The following is a 24109-nucleotide window of genomic DNA, read 5'->3' on the forward strand; positions in this document are numbered from 1 at the left end:
ACGCTGCGGAAATGCCGGCCGGGGCGCGAGCGCTGCGCGCTCGCGTGCACAACGTTATTGAAAGAGTTCGTCGTAGTCGACGGTGGCCGTACCGAGCTTGCCGACCACGATGCCGGCCGCGCGATTCGCGAGCGCAACGCCTTCGACGAGCGGCAAGCCCGCGCCCAGCATGACCGCGACGGTCGCGATCACCGTGTCGCCGGCGCCCGAGACATCATACACTTCGCGCGCGTCGGCCGCCGCGTGCAGCGCGCCGTCGTCGGAAAAGAGCGTCATACCCTCTTCCGAGCGCGTGAGCAGCAGCGCGTCGAACTGCAGTTCGCGGCGCAGCTTCGTCACGCGCGCGTGCAGGTCCTCCTCGGACTTCCACGTGCCCACCACTTCGCGCAGCTCCGCGCGGTTGGGCGTGATGAGGCTCGCGCCGCGATAGCGTTCCCAGTCGTCGCCCTTGGGATCGACGAGCACCGCCTTGCCCGCGGCGCGCGCCTTCGCGATCATCTGCGTGACGTGCGTGAGCCCGCCCTTCGCGTAGTCGGAGAGCAGGATCACGTCGTGCGTGGGCAGCAGCGCGTCGAAACGCGCGAGGCCGGCGAGCAGGATCTCGTGCGCGGGCGTGTTTTCGAAGTCCACACGCAACAGCTGTTGCTGGCGCGACAGCACGCGCAGCTTGATGGTGGTCGGCAAGGCGGGATCGCGCTCGAGATACGCGTTCACGTTGCTTTCGTCGAGCAGCTCGACGATGCGCTCGCCGGGCTCGTCGTGGCCCACCACGCACAGGAGGCCCGCATGCGCGCCGAGCGCGGCCGCGTTGCGCGCGACGTTCGCGGCGCCGCCCAGGCGGTCTTCCTTGCGCTGCACATGCACGACCGGCACCGGCGCTTCCGGCGAGATGCGGTTGACGTCGCCGAACCAGTAGCGGTCGAGCATGACGTCGCCCACCACCAGCACGCGCGAGGTCGCGAGCTTTTCGCGCGGCACGACGCGCACTTCGGGTGCGATCGCAGTGGCAAGCGCGGCGACGGGCGCGGCTTCAGGCTGCGGAGTTTGCGAGATTGACATGAGGCCGCCCAATCGAGTGATAGTCAATGCCGAGCTCCGCCATGGCGTCGGGCTCGTAGAGGTTGCGTCCGTCGAAGATCCGCGGTGCCTTGAGCACCTTCTTCAAATGCGCGAAATCAGGCGCCTTGAAGGCGGTCCATTCGGTGACGATCACCAGCGCGTCCGCGCCCGTGAGCGCGTCGTCCTGGCTCGATGCGAACGTCAGGCGCGCGTGCTGCTCCGGCTCATGCGCGAGATCGAGCGCGAACACGCGCTGTGCCTCCTCGGCCGCGACCGGGTCCCACGCCGCCACCGTGGCCCCGCGCGAGAGCAGGTCGGCGATCAGGCGGCGGCTCGGCGCTTCGCGCATGTCGTCGGTGTTCGGCTTGAACGCGAGGCCCCACACGGCGAAGTGCTTGCCGGTGAGGTCGTCGCCGCACACGCTGGCGATCTTCTTCACGAGTACTTCCTTCTGGCCGTGATTGACTTCCTCGACGGCTTCGAGCACGCGCAGATTCTGGCCCGACTCCGCGGCCGTGCGGATCAGCGCCTGCACGTCCTTCGGGAAGCACGAGCCGCCATAGCCGCAGCCCGCATAGAGAAAGTGATAGCCGATACGCGGATCGGAGCCGATGCCGCGGCGCACCGACTCGATGTCGGCGCCCACGCGGTCGGCGAGATTCGCCATCTCGTTCATGAACGAGATGCGCGTGGCGAGCATGGCGTTGGCCGCGTACTTCGTGAATTCGGCGGAGCGCACGTCCATGTAGATCGTGCGTTCGTGATTGCGGTTGAACGGCGCGTAGAGGCGCTTCATCTTCTCGCGCGCGGCGGTCCCGTTCTCGTCCTCGTCGAGGCCGATGATGATGCGGTCCGGGCGCATGAAGTCGTCCACGGCCGCGCCTTCTTTGAGGAACTCGGGGTTCGAGACGACCGAGAAGCGGTGATCCACGCTGTGCGCGAGGCCGCGTTTCGCCAGTTCCTCGGCCAGCACGCCGTGCACGCGCTGCGCCGTGCCGACCGGCACCGTCGACTTGTCGACGACCACCTTGAAGCCGTTCATGTGGCGGCCGATGCTGCGGGCCGCCTCGAGCACGTACTGGAGATCGGCCGAGCCGTCTTCGTCGGGCGGCGTGCCCACGGCAATGAACTGCACCTCGCCGTGCTCGACGCTCGCTGCGATGTCGGTGGAAAAGGTAATGCGCCCGGCCGCGCGGTTGCGCGCGATGAGTTCGAGCAGGCCCGGCTCGTGAATCGGGACGCCGCCGCCGTTCAGGATATCGATCTTGCGCGGATCGACATCGAGGCAAAACACGTCGTGGCCGATTTCGGCAAGACACGCACCGGTGACGAGGCCGACGTAGCCGGTACCGACAATGGTGATCTTCATAGGCGCTCCGGTGACAGATGCGGATGTTGGAATGACTGTGGGCGCGGCCGGCTAGGCGTGGCCGGCCAGGCGCGGCCGGCCAGGCGCGGCCGGCCAGGTGCCGGGCCGGGCACGCGCGCCCTTAAGGCTCAGCTCGACGCGGGAACCGGCTCGACACGGCGCGGCGCATAGGTTTCCCAGCCGCTGCAGCCCGGACACTGCCAGTAGAAGAGGCGCGCCCGGAAGCCGCAGTTCTGGCAGGTGTAGCGAGGCAGGTTCTTGGTGCGCTGCTGGAGCAGCTTGCGCATCAGCTCGAGTTCGCTGCGGCGCGGCTCTTCTGCCGTGGCCTGCTGCGCTTCGAGCAGGCGCGCCATGCCGGCGAGGTTCGGCGACTTCTGCATCTGCGTACGGGCGAGCGCGTGTGCCGCATCGGCGCCGCGCAGCGCGGCGACATACTTGTAGGCGACATCGAGCAGATCGTTCGACGGATACGCGTCGACCCACGTCGTGAGCAATTGTGCGCCCTCTTCGGCACGGCCGAGCGTCTCGTAGGCCTTCATGACCTTTTCGGCGACGAGCGGCAGATAAGCGGGGTTTTGCGCCTCGACTTCGCGCCAATGGCCAAGCGCCGTCTCGCAATCGCCGCTGGCCGCATCGACGTCGCCCGCGAGGATCGTCGCGCGCACGTTCTGCGCGTTGGCCTTGAGCGCGAGCGCCAGTTGACGGCGTGCTTCGTCGGGCTTTTTCTGCTGGAGCGCTTCCTGCGCGAGTTCGCAGTGGAACTGGGCGATCTCGAGGTCGAGCGAAGCCGCGCCCATCGTTTCGAGATGACGTGCCGTATCGATGCAGCGGTTCCAGTCCTTCTCGATCTCGTAAATCGCGAGCAGTGCGCGCTGTGCGCCGAGCGCGAAGTCGCCCGATTTGAGCTTGCCGAAGGTCTCTTCGGCGCGGTCGAGCATGCCGGCCTTCAGAAAATCCTGGCCGAGTTCATAGAGCGCGTGGTCGCGCTCGTTCACGGGCAAGTCGGAACGCGAGAGCAGATTCTGATGCACGCGGATTGCGCGGTCGGTCTCGCCGCGGCGGCGAAACAGATTGCCGAGCGCAAAGTGCAGTTCGACGGTTTCGGGGTCGAGCTTGGCGACCTCGATGAACGCGTCGATGGCCTTGTCCGGCTGCTCGTTGAGCAGAAAATTCAGGCCGCGGAAATACGAGCGCGGCAGGTTGGCGCTTTCGGAAAGCAGTGCCTTCAGGTCGTAGCGCGACGCCATCCAGCCGAGCGCGAAAGCCACGGGAATGACGAGGAGCCACCAAAAATCGAGATCCATGCGAGCGATGGTATGAGCGGGAAATCAGCCGCACGCGTTCAGGCGCGCGGCACGGCAATACAAATCAGATGAGCGGCGGCAACGGCGGCTCGACGCTCGGCGTGGGCGTTTCACGCGCCACCCGCAAGTCGCGTTTGAGGCGGCCGTTTTCCATGCGCAGCCGGAACACGCCGGGCAGCGCGGAAAGCAGCCCCGCCAGCAGCCCCACGACAAAAAACGCGAGGCCGATCAGGATCAGCGGGGCCTGCCACGAATATCCGGCCAGAAAGTTCAGCGTCGCGGTTTGCGTGTTGGCGAGCGCGAGTACGAGCAGCAGTACGAACACCAGCACACGGATCACCCAGGCGATCAATCTCATTGAAGGATTCTCTTGGCAGTTGAGAAAGGCGCCGGCACGGCGGACATGCTGCGTCGCAGCACAAGCCGCGCCGAAGTGTCCCGTATTGTAATTGAACGGCTCGCGGGCCGACACGTGTGAGCGAGCGCCGAGCGTGGCAACGCAGCTTGCCGGAACTAACCGCGTCGAAAAGGCGCGGACGAAAAAAAAGCGCCGGGGTTGTTCACCCCAGCGCTTTTTACCGGTCCATGCATTCTGGCCATCTGGCATTGACCGCCGACGACCGCAATCGCCCGATCGAAAACGATCCAACGCTTACAGGTCGTCGTCCGGCTCGTCCGCCTTCAGCGGCTCGCCCGAATTACGGTCCACGCGCTCGCGCAATTCCTTGCCCGGCTTGAAGTGCGGCACGAACTTCTCAGGCACCAGCACCTTTTCACCCGACTTCGGATTGCGACCGACGCGCGACGGCCGACGATTCAGGCCGAAGCTGCCAAAGCCACGAATTTCGATGCGATGGCCCTTGGCAAGCGCCTCGGACATCGCATCGAGCATCGTCTTGACCGCGAAATCCGCGTCCTTGAGAACAAGTTGCGGAAATCGCGTAGCCAGCTGCGCGACCAATTCAGATTTGGTCATACTTCAGCTTGCCCCCGTTTGAGGCTTACTGGTTCTGGCCGTCGAGCTTGGCCTTCAGCAGCGCGCCGAGGTTGGTCGTGCCGGTGGCAGCCTGACCCGAATCAGCCGACATGCTGCGCAGTGCTTCCTGCGTTTCAGCCGAGTCCTTCGCCTTGATCGACAGGTTGATGCCACGCGACTTGCGATCGATGTTGATGATCATCGCGTTGACCTTGTCGCCTTCCTTCAGCACGTTGCGAGCATCTTCCACGCGGTCTTGCGCGATTTCCGAAGCACGCAGGTAGCCTTCGACGTCGGCGTTCAGCGTCACGACTGCGCCCTTGGCGTCAACCGACTTGACCACGCCGTCGACGATCGAACCCTTGTCGTTGACAGCAACGAAGTTGCTGAACGGGTCGCCTTCGAGCTGCTTGATGCCGAGCGAAATGCGTTCCTTCTCGACGTCGATGCCCAGAACCACGGCTTCGACTTCATCGCCCTTCTTGTACTTGCGAACGGCTTCTTCGCCAGCTTCCGACCACGACAGGTCCGAAAGGTGAACCAGACCGTCGATGCCGCCAGGCAGACCGATGAACACGCCGAAGTCGGTGATCGACTTGATCGCGCCCTGGAGCTTGTCGCCCTTCTTGAAGTTGCGGCTGAAGTCATCCCACGGATTCGGCTTGCACTGCTTCATGCCGAGCGAGATGCGGCGGCGGTCTTCGTCGATCTCGAGGACCATGACTTCGACTTCGTCGCCCAGCTGGACAACCTTCGACGGAGCAACGTTCTTGTTGGTCCAGTCCATTTCCGACACGTGAACCAGGCCTTCGATGCCCGATTCGACTTCGACGAATGCGCCGTAGTCGGTGATGTTCGTGACCTTGCCGAACAGGCGCGTGCCCGACGGGTAACGGCGCGAGATGCCTTCCCACGGATCGTCGCCCAGTTGCTTGATACCGAGCGAAACGCGGTTCTTTTCCTGGTCGAACTTGAGGATCTTCGCGGTGACTTCCTGGCCAACCGAGAGAACTTCGCTCGGGTGACGCACGCGACGCCATGCGATGTCGGTGATGTGCAGCAGGCCGTCGATGCCGCCGAGGTCCACGAACGCGCCGTAGTCGGTGATGTTCTTGACCACGCCGTTGACGATCGCGCCTTCCTTGAGCGTTTCGAGCAGCTTTGCGCGCTCTTCGCCTTGCGTGGCTTCGATCACTGCGCGGCGCGACAGCACGACGTTGTTACGCTTGCGGTCGAGCTTGATGACGCGGAATTCGAGGGTCTTGCCTTCGTACGGCGTCGTGTCCTTGACCGGACGCGTGTCGACGAGCGAACCCGGCAGGAACGCGCGGATGCCGTTGACCATGACGGTCATGCCGCCCTTGACCTTGCCCGTGATCGTGCCGGTCACGAGTTCGTTGTTGTCGAGAGCCTTTTCCAGCGACAGCCACGAAGCGAGACGCTTCGCCTTGTCGCGCGACAGGATGGTGTCGCCGTAGCCGTTTTCCAGCGCGTCGATCGCGACGGAAACGAAATCACCCGCCTGAACCTCCACTTCGCCCTGGTCGTTCAGGAATTCCTCGATGGGAATATAGGCCTCGGACTTCAGGCCAGCGTTGACGACCACAAAGTTGTGGTCGACGCGCACGACTTCAGCGGAGATGACTTCGCCGGCGCGCATGTCCTGGCGGGTCAGCGACTCTTCGAACAGAGCCGCAAAGGATTCGGTATTGGGGGTGGAGGTTTGCAGGTCGGACATAAAAATCTGGATTTGCATGGTTTTCGCTGCCCTGCCAGCCAGTTTTGACTGCCGGGCGTTGAGGCCGGAACACGATGCTCGCGGCGCAGATGCAAAAGCCATACGGGGTTAAAGGGTTTAACACACGCCCTGTTTCTTTCCAGGGCACCAACTCGCACTGCTTACTGCTTTCTTTACTGCGCTTTGCCGTGTTCGTTGACTACCGCACCGGCAATGCCTGATACCACTGCACCACCTGTTCGACCGCCTGGTCGATGGAGAGCGCCGAGGTATCGAGAAGCTGCGCATCCGCTGCAGGCTTGAGCGGCGCGGCCGCGCGGTTACTGTCGCGCGCGTCGCGTTCACGCAAATCCCGAAGCAAGTCATCCATATTAGCAGAAAAACCTTTTTGGATCAATTGCTTATGCCGGCGGGCCGCGCGGGCCTCCACGCTGGCCGTCAAAAACACCTTCAGGACGGCGTCGGGGAAGATCACCGTGCCCATGTCGCGGCCGTCCGCGACGAGCCCGGGAAGCTTGCGAAACGCCCGCTGGCGCGCCACGAGCGCGGTGCGCACGGCCGGATGCGCGGCGATCATCGAAGCGCGGTTGCCCACTTCCTCGGCACGGATTTCGTTCGACACGTCGACGCCGTCGAGCTGCGCGAGCCCCTCGCGGAACGTGATGTGGAGGTCGTCGATCAGCTTCGCAAGGCTCTCGGCGTCATCGGCGGCAATCGTGTAGCGCACGCTCGCGAGCGCCGCCAGCCGATACAGCGCGCCGCTGTCGAGCAGGTGAAAGCCGAGTTGCGCGGCGACCAGCGCGGCCACCGTGCCCTTGCCGGAAGCAGTCGGGCCGTCGATCGTGATGACGGGCGTCGGATAAAAGGGACGGGTCGATTTCATGCGGCAAAGGTACTCGGCTTCATTTGAATCAAGGTTGCGCGAGCGCCAGGAAGCGCTCGAAGTAATCAGGGAACGTCTTGCCGACGCACTTCGGGTCGTTGATGCGCACCGGCACGCCGCCGAGGCTCACGAGCGAGAAGCACATCGCCATGCGGTGATCGTCGTACGTGTCGATCGCGGCGTTCGGCGTGAGTGTCTCGGGCGGACGCACGATCAGGTAATCAGGCCCCTCTTCCACGTTCGCGCCCACCTTGCGCAGTTCCGTGGCCATCGCGGCGATGCGGTCGGTTTCCTTCACGCGCCAGCTCGCGATGTTGCGCAGCGTGGTCGCGCCATCGGCGAAGAGTGCCGCCACGGCGATCGTCATGGCCGCATCGGGGATCAGGTTGAAGTCCATGTCGATCGGGTCGAGCTTGCCGTGATCGTTGCCGATCCCGCGCACCTCGATCCAGTCGTCGGCGACCGTGACGTTCGCGCCCATGCGCATGAGCGCCGCGGCAAAGGCGACGTCGCCCTGGATGCTCGAGCGTCCCACGCCTTCCACGCGCAGCGGGCCGCCCCCGATCGCGCCGGCGGCGAGGAAATACGACGCGCTCGACGCATCGCCCTCGACCATGATCTTGCCCGGCGACTGGTAACGCACGCCCGCCGGGATCTCGAAGCGATGCCAGCCGTGGCGCTCGACCTTCACGCCGAAGCGCTCCATCAGCTTGATCGTGATTTCGATGTAGGGCTTGGAGATCAGCTCGCCGTCCACCTCGACGATCGTGACGCCGTCCTTGGCGCGCACAAGCGGCAGCGTCATCAGAAGCGCCGTGAGGAACTGGCTCGACACGTCGCCGCGCACGCGGATGGGCGCCTCGACCGAAATCGGCGCCGGGCGGATGCGCAGCGGCGGGTAGCCTTCGTTTTCTTCGTAGTCGATCTTCGCGCCGATCTGGCGCAGGCCGTCGACGAGGTCGCCGATCGGCCGCTCGTGCATGCGCGGCACGCCGTGAATGCGGTAGTCGCCGCCGTTCACCGCGAGCGCGGCCGTGAGCGGACGCACCGCCGTGCCCGCGTTGCCGAGAAAGAGATCCGCGCGCACCGCCTGGAACGCGCCGCGCGTGCCCTGTACGACGCAGGTGTCGTCTTCGCGCTTGAGCTTCACGCCGAGCTTTTCCAGCGCGTCGAGCATCACGCGCGTGTCGTCGGAGTCGAGCAGGTTCGTGATGGTCGTTTCGCCCTCGGCCAGTGCCGCGAGCAGCAGCACGCGGTTCGAGATGCTCTTCGAGCCGGGCAGACGGATCGTGCCGGACGCACGGGTGAACGGTCCGAGATCGAGGTGTTCCATGAGCGTGTCCTGAGAATGCCTGGTGGTACCTGGGGTTGCCTGAGGTTGCGGCGCGCGCGCCGTCGGGCTGGGTCCTGCTTGCTTATTTGCCTGGTGCCACATCGATGGGCGATGCCGCGCCCTTGCCGCCGCGCTCCTGCCACGCCTCGCGCGCCGCACGCGAACGCGCGAACACGGTTTCGAGCGCCGCGCCGTCGCCGGCGTCGATGGCCGCGCGCAACCTGGCCAGCACCTCAGTGTAGCCGTCGAGTTCGGCGAGCAGCGCGGCGCGGTTCGCGAGGCACACGTCGCGCCACATTTCGGGGCTCGACGCGGCAATGCGCGTGAAGTCGCGGAAGCCGCCCGCGGCGAACGAGAATTTCAGCTGGGCGTCGGGCGACGCGAGAATCTGGTCGACGAGCGCAAACGACAACACATGCGGCAGATGACTCACCGACGCGAACACGCGATCGTGCTGCGCGGCCGGCATCTCGCCGATCACGGCACCCGTGGCGCGCCACATCGCAGCGATGCGCTCGACCGCTGCCGGCGCGTTTTCCGCGAGCGGGCACAGCACGACGTTGCGGCCCACGTAGAGATCGGGCAACGCGGCGTCGACGCCGCTCGACTCGCGCCCGGCGATGGGATGCCCCGGCACGAACTGGGCGATGCGCGCCCCGAGCGCGGCACGGGCCGCGGCGATCACGTCGCTCTTGGTGCTGCCGGCGTCGGTCACGATGGTGGCTTGCCCCAGGTGCGGCGCGATGCGCTCGAGCAGCACGTGGGTTTGCGCGACGGGCGCGGCGATCAGCACGATGTCGGCGCCGGCGAGCGCGGCGGCGAGCGCCGCTTCGTCGTCGAGCGTCGCGGCGGCGTCGATCACGCCCAGTTCGAGCGCGCGCGCTACCGACTTTGCGCTGCGGCCCACGCCGATCACCTGCGCGCCCTGGCCGCCGTGCGAACCGCGCTCGCGCAACGCGCGCGCGAGCGACCCGCCGATCAGGCCCACGCCGAAAATCACCAGTTTGTTAAACGAAAACGCACTCACGACGTCACCGAAAAAGTAAGGGTTGCGCGCTCACGGCGCGCCAAGCGCTCGTTCGAGGGCCGCGACGAATGCCGCGTTCTCCTCGGGCAAGCCGATCGTCACCCGCAGCCATTGCGGCAGGCCATAGTTGCCCACCGGACGTACGATCACGGCTTGCTTGAGCAGCGCGAGATTCACGCGCTCGCCGGCGCCGTCGTCCGCTGCGTCCTTCGCCACGCGCACCAGCACGAAATTGCCGTCCGACGGCACGTATTCGAGGCCGAGGCGCTCGAACGCCGCGGTGAGCGTGCGATAGCCTTCTGCATTGAGCGCCGCGCTGCGCTCGAGGAACGGCGTGTCGCCGAGCGCGGCAATCGCAGCGGCCTGCGCGAGCGTGTTGACGTTGAACGGCTGACGCAGACGGTTGAGCAGATCGGTCAGTTCAGGCTGCGCGACCGCGAAGCCGATACGCAGGCCGGCGAGTCCGTAGGCCTTCGAGAACGTGCGCGAAACGAGCAGGTTCGGAAAGCGGCGCACCCACGCGATCGAGTCATAGCGCTTCCCGGCCGCGAGGTATTCCGTGTACGCCTCGTCGAGCACGACCGCGACATGCGCGGGCACCTTCGCGATGAACGCCTCGAGCGTCGCGCCGTCGACGAACGTCCCAGTCGGGTTGTTCGGGTTCGCCACGAACACGAGACGCGTATCTTCGTCGATCGCCGCCAGCATCGCGTCGAGATCGTGGCCGTAGCGCACCGCCGGCGTCACGATATGGCGCGCGCCGAGGCCCTGGGTCGCGAGCGCATAGACCGCGAACGAGTACTGCGAATAGACGATCGCCTGACCGCGCTCGACGAACGCATGCGCGGCCATTTCGAGAATGTCATTGCTGCCGTTGCCGAGCGTGATCCACTCGGACGGCACGTCGTAGCGCGCGGCCAGCGCGGCCTTCAGCTCGAACGCGTTCGAATCGGGATAGCGGCCCAGTTCGCTCGCGGCCTGCACGATCGCGCGTTGCGCCGATTCGGGCATGCCGAGCGGATTCTCGTTCGAGGCGAGCTTCACGATGCGCGCTTCGTCGAGCCCGAACTCGCGGGCGACTTCGGAAATCGGTTTGCCGGCGATGTAAGGCGCGATGGCGCGCACATACGAGGGGCCGAATTGCGTGGTCATGCGTCTCTCCAGGGCTCAAGGCGCCGGGCGTACAACGGTCTCGTCCAGACGGATCGGGAAAGGCGCGCCGCCCGGCACATTCATGCGGCGGGCGGCGGTTGGCGGCGGGCCGCCCGCGCCTTCCGCGCGTTAGCGTGCGCGCGGATACGAGCCGAGGATCTTCAGATACGCGGCCTTCTTGCTGAGTTCGTCGAGCGCGGCGGCCACGGCGGGTTCGTCGCGGTGACCTTCGAAGTCGATGTAGAAGTAGTACTCCCACGTGCTGCCAAGGCGCGCCGGCCGCGACTCGAAACGCGTCATCGACACGCTGTGGCGCGCGAGCGGCTCGAGCAGCTTGTACACCGCGCCCGGCTCGTTCTTCACCGACACGATCATCGAGGTCTGGTCGCGACCCGTCGCGCCCGCCGGCTGCTTGCCGATCATGACGAAGCGCGTACGGTTGTGCGGGTCGTCCTGAATCAGCGCGTTCGCGATCAGCAGACCGTAGTGCGTGGCGGCGCGATCGCCCGCAATCGCGGCGACCGTCGGGTCGGCGGCAGCGAGGCGCGCGGCTTCGGCGTTGCTCGACACCGGCTGACGCTCGAGCTGCGGTGCGTTCGCCGTCAGCCAGTGCTGGCACTGTGCGAGCGCCTGCGGGTGCGCACACACGCGCGTCACGCCTTGCAGGTTGCCGCTTTGCGTCATCAGATTATGCTGGATCGGCAACGCAATTTCGCCGCCTATGACGAGCTGCGTTTCGAGGAACAGGTCGAGCGTGCGCGAAACGGCGCCCTCGGTCGAGTTCTCGACCGGCACGACGCCGAACTCGGCGGCGCCCGCCTCGACCGAGCGGAACACCTCGTCGATCGACGGGCACGGCAGGCCTTCGATCGACTGACCGAAGTACTGGTACATCGCCTGTTCGCTATAGGTGCCGACCGGGCCGAGGAACGCAGCCGAAATCGTCTTTTCGAGCGAGCGGCTCGCGGCCATGATCTCGCGCCAGATCGCGCTGATGTGATCGTTGCCGAGCGGGCCGTCGCTCATGTTCTGCAGGCGCTCGATCACCTGAAGCTCGCGCTCCGGGCGAAACACCGGCGCGTTGAAATGCTTCTTGACCTCGCCCACTTCGAGCGCGACCGAGGCGCGCTGGTTCAGGAGCGCGATGAGCTGCGCGTCGATCGCATCGATGCGTTCGCGCAGCGGCTTGAGTTGGGAGTTGAGTTCGTCGTCCATGCGTGAAACCGGCAATCTGAAAGGATGCGCGCGGCGCCGCTTCGCCCGTGAGCGAGGAGCGCTTACGCGTGCTTCGCCTCGAATTCCTTCATGTACTCGACCAGCGCATTCACTGCTTCGAGCGGCACCGCGTTGTAAATCGATGCCCGCATGCCGCCGACGGACTTGTGGCCCTTCAGCTGCAACAGCCCGCGCTCTTTGGCGCCGGCGAGGAAATCTGCGTTACGTGTTTCGTCGGCGAGGAAGAACGGCACGTTCATCCGCGAGCGCGCGCGGCGCTCCACCTTGTTGATATAGAAGCTGCTCGCGTCGATCGTGTCGTAGAGCAGCTTCGCTTTTTCCACATTGCGCGCCTCGATGACTTCGAGACCGCCCTGACGCTTCAACCACTTGAACACGAGCCCCGCGATATAGATCGCGTAGGTCGGCGGCGTGTTGAACATCGAGTTGTTCGCGGCCACGGTCTTCCATTCGAACGCCGAAGGACAGATCGGCATCGAGCGGTCGAGCAGGTCCTCGCGCACGATCACGACCGTCACGCCCGCCATGCCGATGTTCTTCTGCGCGCCGCCGTAGAGCACACCGTACTTGGCGATGTCCATCGGGCGCGACAGGATGTGCGACGAGGCGTCGGCCACGAGCGGAATGTCGCCGAGGTCGGGAATCTCGAAGGTCTCGACGCCGTCGATCGTCTCGTTCGTGCACAGGTGCAGGTAGGCGGGGTCGTCGGAGAGCTGCCACTCGCCCTTCGGCGGCGAATGCGTGAAACCGGCCTCGGTGCGGCCCGTCGCGGCGATATGCGCTGCGCCGTACTTGAGCGCTTCCTTCTGCGACTTCTGCGACCACGAGCCGGTGATGACGAAGTCGGCGCGCGGCTTCGAGCCGAACAGGTTGAGCGGCACGATCGCGTTTTCGCCGATGCCGCCGCCCTGCAGGAACAGGATCTGGTGACTTGCGGGGACCTGCATCAACTCGCGCAGATCGAGCAGCGCCTCGGCGTGGATCTGCATGAATTCCGGGCCGCGATGACTCATTTCCATCACACCCATGCCGCTGCCGTGCCAGTCGAGCATTTCGTCAGCGGCCTGACGCAGGACTTCTTCTGGCAGCGCTGCCGGCCCAGCTGAGAAGTTGTAGACGCGCATCGTAAAGGGATCCCCGAGGCAGGCGCTGTGGCAAAAACCGCCGGAAAACACGCCAGAAAAAAGAAAATGGCCGCTTGCGCTCATCGCGCAAACGACCATTATCGCATTGTCGCCGGGAACCCGCCACGCACGGCGTGGCGACGGGCTTCCCGGTCTACGCGGCCGATCCGACCCCGCTACCGTACATCATGGCTGCGGGCCAGAGGGCGCGTGACGCCAGACTTACTTGCCGACCTTGACCGAAGCGACTTCCTTGTCGGCCTGGTCGCGCGTTGCCTTGATCGACTGCGGCATGTACTTCTGCATCAGGCTGTTCACGACGTCGCGGCCAACCTGGTCTTGAACCTGAATGAACTTGCGGCCGGTCGGGCTGCGGTAGAACGTCGTCAGGTCCTTGATTTCCTGCGTGCTGTAGTACTTCGCGTAAGCGTCGTACTGAGCTTGCATGGCGTCCGTCTTGAACGAGTCGGTCGCGAAGACCTGGCCTGCCGAGTCAACCAGCTTCGGCACGGCGTTCTTCTGCAGCGACGGAACGGCAGCTTGCTTCTGCTTGTCCGTCATCGTCTTGTTTTCCGAGAGCGCGTCCGAGAGGATGGCCGGGACGAGCTGCTTGGCTTGCATCTGGGCGCTGTTGCCGATTGCGCCGACGAGCTTCTGTGCGTCGATCGCGTCGAGCAGGTCCTTGATCGCGGCTTGCTTGGCCGGATCGACGGGTGCTGCAGCCGCTGCCGGTGCCTGGGCGGGCGCCTGGTTCTGGAGCGCCTGAGCCATGGCAAACGTCGGCACGAGAGCGGCCAGCAACATCACCTGCTTGAATCGTTTTTGCATCATTACTCCCTTTGAGAAATTAATCGATTTGCACTGCCGCGCGGACTGCGGGGCGCCGCATTGCGTTCTGCGCCCGCTCACCGGTCCGCCCGGCACACCATTCATTTCGCTGACACTAACAAGGTTCGCTGAAACCCACCTTAAAGCCCGCGTAAGCGCATCGATTGAACACGCTTGTGCGGGCCCGGATAACGCATCACTCTTCGCTTTCGCCCGCTTCGCCCTCACCTTCGGCGTCCACTTCTGCATCTGCTTCGGCGACCTGCTGCAGCCCGGAAAGCTTCGTACCTTCGTCAAGGCTGATGAGTGTAACACCTTGCGTTGCACGGCCCATTTCGCGGATTTCCGACACGCGGGTGCGAATCAGAACGCCCGTGGTGGTGATCAACATGATCTGCGCTTCGGAGTCGACGAGTGTGGCCGCAACCACCTTGCCGTTGCGCTCCGAAGTCTGGATCGCGATCATGCCCTTCGTGCCGCGGCCATGGCGCGTGTACTCCGTGATCGGGGTGCGCTTGCCATAGCCGTTCTCGGTCGCGGTGAGCACCGACTGCTGCTCGTCGCCCGCCACGAGGAGCGCGATGACCTGCTGATTGTCTTCGAGCTGCATGCCGCGCACGCCGCGCGCTTCGCGGCCCATCGGGCGCACGTCGTTCTCGTCGAAGCGCACCGCCTTGCCGGCGTCGGAGAACAGCATCACGTCGTGTTCGCCGTCGGTGATCGCAGCACCGATCAGGTAGTCGCCGTCGTCGAGACCGACCGCAATAATACCCTTGCGCAACGGGCGGCTGAAGGCTTCGAGCGGCGTCTTCTTTACCGTGCCCAGCGCCGTGGCCATGAAGACGAACTTGTCGGCCGAGAACTCCTTGACCGGCAGCACGACCGTGATCTTCTCGCCGTCCTGCAGCGGGAACATGTTGACGATCGGACGGCCGCGCGAGTTGCGCGAACCCTGCGGCACTTCATATACCTTCACCCAGTACACGCGGCCGCGATTCGAGAAGCACAGGATGTGGTCGTGCGTGTTGGCGATGAAGAGCGTGTCGATCCAGTCGTCGTCCTTCATCGAAGTCGCCTGCTTGCCGCGACCTCCGCGCTTCTGGGCGCGATATTCCGACAACGGCTGCGATTTCACGTAACCGGCGTGCGACATGGTCACGACCATGTCCTGCGGCGTGATCAGGTCTTCGGTGTTGAGCTCGGTGGCGTTCATCTCGATCTTCGAGCGGCGCGCATCGCCGAATTCGCTCTTGATCGAGGTGAGTTCGTCGGAGATCATGACAGTTACACGCTCGGGGCGCGCAAGGATGTCGAGCAGGTCGGCGATCTGCGCCATCACTTCGCGGTACTCGCCGATGATCTTGTCCTGCTCCAGGCCGGTCAGGCGCTGGAGGCGCATTTGCAGGATTTCCTGCGCCTGCGTGTCGGACAGACGGTAGAGGCCGTCGGACTGCATACCATATTGCGGGTTCAGCCCTTCCGGACGGTAGGCTTCGCGCCCGCCCGCCGCCGCATTGTCCTGCTCCGCGCGCGTGAGCATCTCGCGCACGAGCGACGAGTCCCACGAGCGGTTCATCAACTCCTGCTTCGCGATGGGCGGCGTGGGCGCGGCCTTGATGAGTTCGATGAAATCGTCGATGTTCGCGAGCGCAACCGCGAGACCTTCGAGCACGTGGCCGCGTTCGCGCGCCTTGCGCAGCTCGTACACCGTGCGGCGCGTGAGCACTTCGCGGCGATGCGAGAGGAAATGCTCGAGCATTTCCTTCAGGTTCAGCAGCTTCGGCTGGTTGTCCACCAGCGCGACCATGTTCATGCCGAACGTGTCCTGCAGCTGCGTCGCCTTGTACAGATTGTTGAGGATGACCTCGGGCACTTCGCCGCGCTTGAGCTCGATCACGACACGCATGCCGCTCTTGTCGGATTCGTCGCGAATATCGGAGATGCCTTCGAGCTTCTTCTCGTTGACGAGCTCGGCGATGCGTTCGAGCAGCGAACGTTTGTTCACCTGATACGGCAGCTCGTCGACGATGATCGCCATGCGTTGACCGCGATCAATTTCCTCGAAGTGCGTAGCCGCGCGCATCACGACGCGGCCGCGGCCGGTGCGATAGCCGTCGCGCACGCCGGCGACGCCATAAATAATGCCGGCGGTCGGGAAGTCGGGTGCGGGAATGATCTCGATCAGCTCGTCGACCGTTGCCTGCGGGCTCTTCAGCAGATGCTGGCACGCGTCGACGACTTCATTGAGATTGTGCGGCGGAATGTTCGTGGCCATGCCGACCGCGATACCCGACGAACCGTTGATGAGCAGGTTCGGAATGCGCGCGGGCAGGATCTGCGGCTCGCTCTCGCTGCCGTCGTAGTTCGGCCCGAAGTCGACCGTTTCCTTGTCGATGTCGGCCAGCAGCTCGTGGCCGATCTTCGCCATGCGGATTTCGGTGTATCGCATGGCGGCGGCGTTGTCGCCGTCGATGGAGCCGAAGTTGCCCTGGCCGTCGACCAGCATGTAGCGCAGGGAGAAGTTCTGCGCCATCCGCACGATCGTGTCGTAGACAGCCGTGTCGCCGTGTGGGTGGTACTTACCGATGACGTCGCCGACGATACGCGCCGACTTCTTGTAAGCGCGGTTCCAGTCGTTATTCAGCTCGTGCATTGCATAGAGCACGCGCCGGTGGACAGGCTTCAGGCCGTCACGAACATCCGGAAGTGCTCGCCCGACGATCACGCTCATCGCGTAATCGAGATACGAGCGGCGCATTTCCTCCTCGAGGGAGATTGGCAGAGTCTCTTTGGCGAATTGATCCATTATCGATGTCTTATTTGGGCACGCGGTGTGCTAGCGCCTCGCCCCAACTGGAAGAGCGCAGGTCGCCGCAGTCACCGCGGGACGCCCAGCTGTCGCATGGACGCCGCGGACGCAGCGCATCACGCGATTCTACCATGCACGACACCCTCGCCCGCCGCCTGCGTATACCTATTAGAGGAGTGAAGCCGAACGGCTCAAAGCGCCTTGAGCGTGGCGCAAACGCCGCAGTGCGAACCGGAATCAGATGCATCGCCACCGATTTGGATGACAATGTGTGACGCTCACGCTACCCAGGCGCAATACCAGGTAAAATTAAGGGAACTTTTTTGTTGCGGGCGTACCACGTTCGACCAGCCGCAGTGAAAGGGGCGGATTTTTTTTATCGTCGGAGGGGAACGATATGGCAAAATGCCAACGCACAAAGTTAGACACTGCTCGAAGTCTACACAACGCAAAGCGTTCCCCACAACTTGCCAATGTTATACTTCGAGCAATGTATGACTTGTCTTCGTCATATGGCTCGCAGTAAACCTGCGGTAATCTCAATTTCGAGAGGAGAAATATGAATAAACTTTCAAAGCTCGCGTTCATTGCAGCTACCGCAGTTGTGGCTGCATCCGCTCAGGCACAATCGGTGCCGGCGTCGCGACAAGCCGTCAATGACAACTGGGTGAATGGTACCGGCGAATACGTGTGGATGAACGGCACGAACGAGCTTTGCTGGCGCGATGCATTCTGGACGCCGGCCACCGCCAACGCCAAGTGCGATGGCGCCCTGGTCGCCCAGGCACCGCAGCCGCCGGTCGCACCGCCGCCGCCGGCCATCACCAGCCAGAAGATCACGTACCAGGCTGACGCCCTGTTCGACTTCGACAAGGCCATCCTGAAGCCGGCTGGCAAGGAAAAGCTGGACGACCTGGCAAGCAAGATCCAGGCTCTGAACCTCGAAGTCGTCGTCGCGACGGGCTACACCGACCGTATCGGCTCGGTTGCCTACAACGACCGTCTGTCGCTGCGCCGTGCGCAAGCCGTCAAGTCGTACCTGGTCAGCAAGGGCGTTCCGGCAGAGCGTATCTACACGGAAGGCAAGGGCAAGCGCAACCCGGTTACGACGGGCTGCAACCAGAAGAACCGCAAGGCTCTCATCGCCTGCCTCGCACCGGACCGTCGCGTGGAAGTCGAAGTCGTCGGCACGCAAAAGCAGTAATCGCGAGCTCTCGACCGCAAGTCTCAAAAGCCCCGCTTCGGCGGGGCTTTTTTTATCCCGCGTTTTATCCTTCTTTCATTTCGCCTGTCTCCGCGCGGCGTGATCGTTCCGGAAAGCCTGACGGCACGGCGCGGCATTTTGCTGCCCTGTGCACCCGCCTGTATACTCGGGGCTTATTCTTTCCGACCCGCACCGCGCTTCAGGCTGCCACGACATGACGAATGCCGATCCCCACGAGCTGCAGAAATTCAGCGATCTCGCTCATCGCTGGTGGGACCCGAACGCCGAATTCAAGCCGCTGCACGAACTCAACCCCGTTCGCCTGGGCTGGATAGACAGCCATGCGCATCTGCCATCCAAGCGCGTGCTCGACATCGGCTGCGGCGGCGGCATCCTCTCCGAATCGATGGCGGGGCTTGGCGCAACCGTTAAAGGCATCGACCTGTCGCGCGAGGCGCTCGGCGTGGCCGACCTGCATAGCCTCGAGAGCGGCGTGACGGTGGACTACGAGCTGATCGCGGCCGAAGCGATCGCCGCGCGCGAACCGGCGTCGTTCGACGTCGTGACCTGCATGGAAATGCTCGAACATGTGCCGCAGCCCGCCGAGGTCGTGAAGGCCTGCGCAACGCTCGTGAAGCCTGGCGGCTGGGTGTTCTTTTCGACGCTCAATCGCAACGTGAAGTCGTATCTGCTCGCCGTAATCGGCGCGGAATACATCGCGCAGATGCTGCCCAAGGGCACGCACGACTACGCGCGCTTCATCCGCCCCTCGGAGCTTGCCGCGTTCGTGCGCGACGCCGGCCTGCACGTCGCCGAGATCAAGGGCATCACGTATAACCCGCTCACGCGGCACTTTGCGCTTTCGAACGACTCCAGCGTCAATTACATGATCGCCTGCCGGCGCGACGCCTGACGGCATATGCACGAGCGGCGCCGCCGGTTCCCCCTGCTCCGGCGGCTTTTACTGCACACCGGCGCGCCGCGCCATTGCTTCCAGACATGAACTCACCCACGAACGCCCAACCTGCCGCGGACAGCGCCGCAGCGCTTGCCGCCTGCGACGCCGTGCTGTTCGACTTCGACGGCACGCTCGCCGATACGGCCCCCGACCTCGCCGCCGCCGTCAACCAGATGCGCCACGCGCGCGGCCTCGCGCCCACGCCGCTCGAGAAGCTGCGTCCGCTCGCTTCGGCGGGCGCGCGCGGCCTGATTGGCGGCGCGTTCGGGATCGGCCCCGACGATCGCGCGTTCGCCGCCATGCGTGAGGAGTTTCTCGCCAACTACGCGGCGAATCTGCGCATCGAGACGGCGCTCTTCGCCGGCATCGACGCCGTGCTCGACGACCTCGACGGCCGCGGCGTACGCTGGGGCATCGTGACCAACAAGGTCGCCCGGCTCACCGAGCCGCTCGTGAAGCTGATGCACCTGGACACGCGCGCAAGCTGCGTGGTGAGCGGCGACACGACGCCCTATTCCAAGCCGCATCCGGCGCCGTTGCTGCACGCGGCCGAGGCGCTCGGCATTGCGCCGCAGCGCGTGGTTTACGTCGGCGACGATCTGCGCGACGTGCAGGCGGGCGCCGCGGCGGGCATGGCGACGATCGCCGCCGCCTATGGCTACTGCGGCAACGACGTGCCGCCCTCGCAGTGGAACGCGCAATATGTCGCCGACACCACGGCGACGCTGTTCGCGCTGCTTCAGCACATCCGCAAGCCGGCCTGAGGCGACGTAAAAGCGGCTTTTGATCGCGAACAGCGCGCGCGCCCTTGAACCGGGCGCGGTTCGCCTCATATGGCGAACTATGGGATAATTATCCCTTCCTCTGGGGCCGACCTGGTTTCGACAGGGGTTATGAAGTAATCAGGGCATGCCGAGGACCCGTCACCTCGTTAATCAATGGGAAAAACGTAACTGCAAACGACGATACGTTCGCACTGGCAGCCTAACGGCCGCCGTCCTCTGCCTGGCTCACTGACGGGCTAGCGTCGCAAGACCGGTAGCAATACCGCCAGAGGTCATTTACGTCAGTTAAGCCTTGGTGGCGTCACGACGCCAAGGTCGAAAATTTAGTGAATCGCCGTAGCGCAGCGTGTTCGTCCGCGTCGCTGCGGTTAAATCAAATGACAGAACTACGCATGTAGAACTGGTTATGGACTGCTTCTGGACGCGGGTTCGATTCCCGCCGGCTCCACCAGATATTTCCGGTCGTCCACGACGATCGGACTCGAGCCCCGGCGCCGCAAGGCTGTCGGGGCTTTTTGCTTGCCACGGTCCCGACGCCGGCCGCGCCTGCACAGCGCATACAAAAAAACTCGCGACAGCCTGTTCGGGCTTCGCGAGTTTTTCTTTGCTCCACAGGCGGCGCAACTTTCGCGCGCGCCCCCTGGATCATCAATTGTCCTGCGGGCACTGCAGATTACAGCCGTTTTGATCACCCAGATCGCCACGCTTGCGTGCGGCACTCGGCTTGCCATGCTGATACTTGGCCGACGGCGCCGAAGCGGCGAACTGCATCTGTGGATGCTCGTTGAACTTGAACTGATCGCTCAGAATGCCACCCGGCACGCCCGGCGAGTTCTGCGCAAAGGCAACGTTGAATGTAGCCAACAACGCTGCCGCCGTAGCGGCAGCAGCACCAACTTTGAGGACAAATTTCATGGTCGATCGGCGCGACGGGCGCGCAACTGAAACGTGAGAGCGAATACAAACTGAAAGTATCACAAAAAGCGCCTCAGTCTGCAGCGTAGTCTGGCCAATCCGTTGCCTTCTATTACAACGGCCGCGCCTCGCCCTCGAGCGGGCCGCCCCACGCGGCTTCGAGTTCCACCACGTCGCCGCATGACGCCGGATCGTATCCCTCCAGTTGCGCAACGGACGCACGGAACCCCGCGCCGCGTAGCAAACCCAGCACGGTCGCCAGCGGCTCGTGCGTGAGATGGCCGCGATCGCACGCAAAGTAGTAGTCTTCGTCGGCGATCTCGATGAAATCGAGCCCGAAATGGTGCGCAGCCGGCGCCACGCCGAAGCCCACGTCGGCCATCCCGCTGGCCACGAACGCGGCGATCGCCGAATGCGTGAGTTCCGACGACGCGTAGCCGTTCACGCGCTCGGGATCGACGCCGATGCGTGTGAGCAGCAGATCGATCAGCATGCGCGTGCCCGACCCCGGCTGCCGGTTCACGAAGCGGATATCGCCGCGCGCGAGGTCGGCGAGACCCGTGACCTGCTTCGGGTTGCCGCGCCCGACCAGGAGTCCCTGCTTGCGCTGCGTGAGATGGACGAGCACGTGCCGCTGCGGATCGAGCCAGCCGCGGTAGGCGTTGGCGCAGGCGGCCCGAAAGTCGCCGCGCGGCAGATGAAAGCCTGCGAGATCGCATTCGCCGCGGGCGAGCGCCGTGATCGCGTCCACGCTGTCGCGGTACTTGATCTCCACGGGCACCTGGTCGGCGACAAGCGCCGTCACGAGCGCCGCCACCGCGTAGCCGTGCGAAGCATGGATGCGCAGGTCCTGGCCAGCGGGCGCGAGCCAGCGGTTCAGGTCGCTCGCCACTTCGCTTGCCAGCGCCTCGAGGTTGCCCTGCAGCCGCTCTCCGCACAGGCGCTGCGAGCGCAGCACAGCCTCGCCCAGTTCGGAGAGCACGGACCCGCGGCCGCGCGCTTTCGCGATCAGCGCGCCCCCCAGGCGCTCCTCCACTTCACGCAAAACACCCCACGCATGGCGATAGGACAAACCCTTACGCTGCGCGGCCTGCGCAATGCTTCCTTCCTCGGCGACGAGCGCAAGCAACGGCACAACGTCCGTCAGGCTTGCCTCGCGGCCTTCCGCGTCGCGCACGACTAGCTGCGCATGGCACTCGACCTTGATCATTATGAAATATTCCTTCCTATTGCGTCCGCCATTCCACGGGCCTATTGTTCGGTCAGACAACAAGACAACCGCAGCATAGATGCACACTTTATGAATAACAAGTGCATATATGCCCAGGAGAAGCCCCATGATGGAAGAGACAACTGTTAGCGCGCCGGACGATCTCGTCCTGCGTCACGCGCAACCAGGCCGCACACTGCTTGCGATCCTGCATGCGATCCAGGACGAAGTCGGCTTCGTGCCGCCGGCCACGGTCGTGCCGCTCTCGAAGGCGCTGAATCTCTCGCGCGCCGAGGTCCACGGCGTGATCACCTACTATCACCACTTCCGCACTGCGCCGCCCGCGCCGGTCACGGTCCAGCTGTGCCGCGCCGAGGCCTGCCGCAGCATGGGCAGCGAGGCGCTCGCGCAGCACGTCGAGGCGCATACCGGCTGCCGGTTCCAACAGCACGGACACGACGCCGAACACGCGCACGCGCATGAAGGCCCGGTCGCGCTCGAATCCGTCTATTGCCTCGGGCAATGCGCGCTCTCGCCCACCATGATGATTAACGGCACGTTGCACGCAAAAGTGACCCCGCAGAAGTTCGACAAGCTCTACGCTGCCGCGCTCGCGACCGTGCGCACCGAGGAGGCCGCATGACACGCGTCTACGTTCCCCGTGACTCCTCGGCGCTTGCGCTCGGCGCGGATGCCATCGCCGAGGCCATCGAACGCGAAGCCGCCGCACGCGGCGCGAGCATCGAGCTCGTGCGCAACGGCTCGCGCGGCCTGCTCTATCTCGAACCGCTCGTCGAAATCGAAACGGCCGACGGCAGAGTCGGCTATGCGAACGTCGAAGCCGATGAAGTCGGCGCCCTCTTCGACGCCGGCTTCCTGCAAGGCGGCCAGCACGCACGCAGCGTCGGCCTCGTCGAGCAGATTCCGTATCTGCGCAAGCAGCAGCGCCTCACGTTCGCACGCATCGGCATCACCGACCCGCTTTCCACCGACGACTACGTCGCCCACGGCGGCCTCGAAGGATTGCGCAATGCGTTGAAGATGACCGGCGCCGATATCTGCGAAGCGCTGCTCGAATCGGGCCTGCGCGGCCGCGGCGGCGCGGCGTTCCCGGCCGGCATCAAGTGGCGCACGGTCGCGAACGCGCAAGCCGACCAGAAGTACATCGTCTGCAATGCCGACGAAGGCGATTCGGGCACGTTCTCCGACCGCCTCGTGATGGAAAGCGATCCGTACGTGCTGATCGAGGGGATGACGATCGCGGGCATCGCGGTGGGCGCGACCGTTGGCCATATCTACGTGCGCAGCGAGTATCCGCATTCGATCGAAGCGCTCGAAGAAGCCATTCGCCGCGCACGCGCAGCGGGCTGGCTCGGCGACGACGTGCTCGGCAGCGGCAGGCGCTTCGAGCTGTTCGTGGCCAAGGGCGCGGGCGCTTACGTGTGCGGCGAGGAAACGGCGCTGCTCGAGTCGCTCGAAGGCAAGCGCGGCATCGTGCGCGCCAAGCCACCGCTGCCCGCGCTCTCCGGCCTCTACGGCAAGCCCACGGTCATCAACAACGTCATCACGCTCGCCACGGTGCCGATCATCTTTGCGAAGGGCGCGGCGTACTACAAGGACTTCGGCATGGGCCGCTCGCGCGGCACGCTGCCGTTCCAGCTCGCGGGCAATATCGCGCGCGGCGGGCTCGTCGAGCTTGCGTTCGGCGTGACCTTGCGCGAGCTGATGGTCGACTACGGCGGCGGCACCGCCAGCGGCCGTCCGGCGCGCGCCGTGCAGGTGGGCGGCCCGCTCGGCACCTATCTGCCCGAAAGCCAGTGGGACATTCCCATGGACTACGAAGCGTATGCGGCGGTTGGCGCGGTCGTGGGTCACGGCGGCCTCGTCGTGCACGACGACACGTCGAATCTCGCCGAACTCGCCCAGTACGCCATGGAGTTCTGCACGCTCGAATCGTGCGGCAAGTGCACGCCGTGCCGCATCGGTTCGACGCGCGGCGTCGAGGTGATCGCGAAGATCCGCAAAGGCGACACGTCCGAAAAGCAGGTCACGCTGCTGCGCGACCTGTGCGACACGATGGTGTCCGGTTCGCTGTGCGCGATGGGCGGCATGACGCCCTACCCCGTGATCTCCGCACTCAACCATTTCCCTGAAGATTTCGGTCTCGAACCCGTCGCCCAACAACCGGCGGCCGCCTGA

General features: G+C 64.6%; 21 protein-coding genes and 1 other RNA gene. 6 read left to right on the forward strand and 16 right to left on the reverse strand.

Annotation, left to right across the window (positions count from 1 at the left end; genetic code table 11):
* Window positions 1-54 precede the first annotated feature (54 nt).
* The 14 genes from rfaE1 to gyrA all read right to left on the reverse strand — a co-directional run bounded on the left by rfaE1 (window position 55) and on the right by gyrA (window position 16835).
* Complete coding sequence (gene rfaE1, locus AB4Y35_RS16415) at window positions 55-1059, reverse strand: D-glycero-beta-D-manno-heptose-7-phosphate kinase (RefSeq protein WP_368705098.1); 1005 nt, start codon at window positions 1057-1059, stop codon at window positions 55-57.
* On the reverse strand, window positions 1031-2428 hold the full coding sequence (locus tag AB4Y35_RS16420; RefSeq protein ID WP_368705099.1) for a UDP-glucose/GDP-mannose dehydrogenase family protein: 1398 nt from the start codon (window positions 2426-2428) through the stop codon (window positions 1031-1033). The genes rfaE1 and AB4Y35_RS16420 overlap by 29 nt, the downstream gene beginning before the upstream one ends.
* A gap of 128 nt (window positions 2429-2556) precedes the next feature.
* Window positions 2557-3732: a lipopolysaccharide assembly protein LapB gene (gene lapB, locus AB4Y35_RS16425; protein WP_368705100.1), complete on the reverse strand. Its 1176-nt coding sequence runs from the start codon at window positions 3730-3732 to the stop codon at window positions 2557-2559.
* 64 nt (window positions 3733-3796) lie between these two features.
* Complete coding sequence (locus AB4Y35_RS16430; protein ID WP_028208175.1) at window positions 3797-4090, reverse strand: lipopolysaccharide assembly protein LapA domain-containing protein; 294 nt, start codon at window positions 4088-4090, stop codon at window positions 3797-3799.
* Window positions 4091-4384: 294 nt separating this feature from the next.
* Entirely contained in the window at window positions 4385-4708 is a 324-nt protein-coding gene (locus AB4Y35_RS16435) for an integration host factor subunit beta (protein WP_027817382.1), read from the reverse strand.
* A 25-nt stretch (window positions 4709-4733) separates the two neighbouring features.
* The gene (gene rpsA / locus AB4Y35_RS16440) at window positions 4734-6464 is read right to left on the reverse strand and encodes a 30S ribosomal protein S1 (protein WP_258365450.1); all 1731 of its coding nucleotides are present in this window, start codon (window positions 6462-6464) and stop codon (window positions 4734-4736) included.
* A gap of 181 nt (window positions 6465-6645) precedes the next feature.
* Complete coding sequence (gene cmk, locus AB4Y35_RS16445) at window positions 6646-7329, reverse strand: (d)CMP kinase (RefSeq protein WP_368705101.1); 684 nt, start codon at window positions 7327-7329, stop codon at window positions 6646-6648.
* A gap of 28 nt (window positions 7330-7357) precedes the next feature.
* On the reverse strand, window positions 7358-8662 hold the full coding sequence (gene aroA / locus AB4Y35_RS16450; RefSeq protein ID WP_368686673.1) for a 3-phosphoshikimate 1-carboxyvinyltransferase: 1305 nt from the start codon (window positions 8660-8662) through the stop codon (window positions 7358-7360).
* A gap of 82 nt (window positions 8663-8744) precedes the next feature.
* Window positions 8745-9689: a prephenate dehydrogenase gene (locus tag AB4Y35_RS16455; protein WP_368705102.1), complete on the reverse strand. Its 945-nt coding sequence runs from the start codon at window positions 9687-9689 to the stop codon at window positions 8745-8747.
* Window positions 9690-9719: 30 nt separating this feature from the next.
* Window positions 9720-10841: a histidinol-phosphate transaminase gene (gene hisC, locus AB4Y35_RS16460; protein WP_368705103.1), complete on the reverse strand. Its 1122-nt coding sequence runs from the start codon at window positions 10839-10841 to the stop codon at window positions 9720-9722.
* Between the two features lie 129 nt (window positions 10842-10970).
* Window positions 10971-12056 (reverse strand): prephenate dehydratase, encoded by a 1086-nt coding sequence (pheA, locus tag AB4Y35_RS16465; protein WP_368705104.1) that lies wholly within the window; start codon window positions 12054-12056, stop codon window positions 10971-10973.
* A 62-nt stretch (window positions 12057-12118) separates the two neighbouring features.
* On the reverse strand, window positions 12119-13201 hold the full coding sequence (serC, locus tag AB4Y35_RS16470; protein ID WP_368705105.1) for a 3-phosphoserine/phosphohydroxythreonine transaminase: 1083 nt from the start codon (window positions 13199-13201) through the stop codon (window positions 12119-12121).
* 222 nt (window positions 13202-13423) lie between these two features.
* Window positions 13424-14029 carry a DUF2059 domain-containing protein gene (locus AB4Y35_RS16475; protein WP_028208183.1) on the reverse strand — a complete coding sequence of 202 codons (606 nt, stop codon included), beginning with the start codon at window positions 14027-14029 and terminating at the stop codon, window positions 13424-13426.
* Window positions 14030-14225: 196 nt separating this feature from the next.
* Window positions 14226-16835 (reverse strand): DNA gyrase subunit A, encoded by a 2610-nt coding sequence (gyrA, locus tag AB4Y35_RS16480; RefSeq protein WP_368686678.1) that lies wholly within the window; start codon window positions 16833-16835, stop codon window positions 14226-14228.
* A gap of 562 nt (window positions 16836-17397) precedes the next feature.
* On the opposite strand from gyrA, the gene ompA reads away from it, so the two are divergent.
* The 4 genes from ompA (at window position 17398) to ssrA (ending at window position 20236) form a co-directional block, all read left to right on the forward strand.
* Window positions 17398-18042: an outer membrane protein OmpA gene (ompA, locus tag AB4Y35_RS16485; protein WP_042260999.1), complete on the forward strand. Its 645-nt coding sequence runs from the start codon at window positions 17398-17400 to the stop codon at window positions 18040-18042.
* Window positions 18043-18256: 214 nt separating this feature from the next.
* Entirely contained in the window at window positions 18257-18955 is a 699-nt protein-coding gene (gene ubiG / locus AB4Y35_RS16490) for a bifunctional 2-polyprenyl-6-hydroxyphenol methylase/3-demethylubiquinol 3-O-methyltransferase UbiG (RefSeq protein ID WP_368686679.1), read from the forward strand.
* A gap of 86 nt (window positions 18956-19041) precedes the next feature.
* Window positions 19042-19764, forward strand: coding sequence for an HAD-IA family hydrolase (locus AB4Y35_RS16495; RefSeq protein ID WP_368705106.1), 723 nt, complete (start codon window positions 19042-19044; stop codon window positions 19762-19764).
* 102 nt (window positions 19765-19866) lie between these two features.
* Window positions 19867-20236: a transfer-messenger RNA gene (gene ssrA / locus AB4Y35_RS16500) on the forward strand.
* A gap of 197 nt (window positions 20237-20433) precedes the next feature.
* On the opposite strand, the gene AB4Y35_RS16505 is transcribed toward ssrA, so the two are convergent.
* Complete coding sequence (locus AB4Y35_RS16505) at window positions 20434-20700, reverse strand: hypothetical protein (protein ID WP_342924989.1); 267 nt, start codon at window positions 20698-20700, stop codon at window positions 20434-20436.
* A 112-nt stretch (window positions 20701-20812) separates the two neighbouring features.
* Window positions 20813-21910: a substrate-binding domain-containing protein gene (locus tag AB4Y35_RS16510; RefSeq protein WP_368705107.1), complete on the reverse strand. Its 1098-nt coding sequence runs from the start codon at window positions 21908-21910 to the stop codon at window positions 20813-20815.
* A 130-nt stretch (window positions 21911-22040) separates the two neighbouring features.
* On the opposite strand from AB4Y35_RS16510, the gene AB4Y35_RS16515 reads away from it, so the two are divergent.
* Entirely contained in the window at window positions 22041-22553 is a 513-nt protein-coding gene (locus AB4Y35_RS16515) for an NAD(P)H-dependent oxidoreductase subunit E (RefSeq protein WP_368705424.1), read from the forward strand.
* The gene (locus AB4Y35_RS16520) at window positions 22550-24109 is read left to right on the forward strand and encodes a formate dehydrogenase beta subunit (RefSeq protein ID WP_368705108.1); all 1560 of its coding nucleotides are present in this window, start codon (window positions 22550-22552) and stop codon (window positions 24107-24109) included. The genes AB4Y35_RS16515 and AB4Y35_RS16520 overlap by 4 nt, the downstream gene beginning before the upstream one ends.

It is taken from the genome of Paraburkholderia sp. EG286A (assembly GCF_040965375.1).
Classification (GTDB): domain Bacteria; phylum Pseudomonadota; class Gammaproteobacteria; order Burkholderiales; family Burkholderiaceae; genus Paraburkholderia.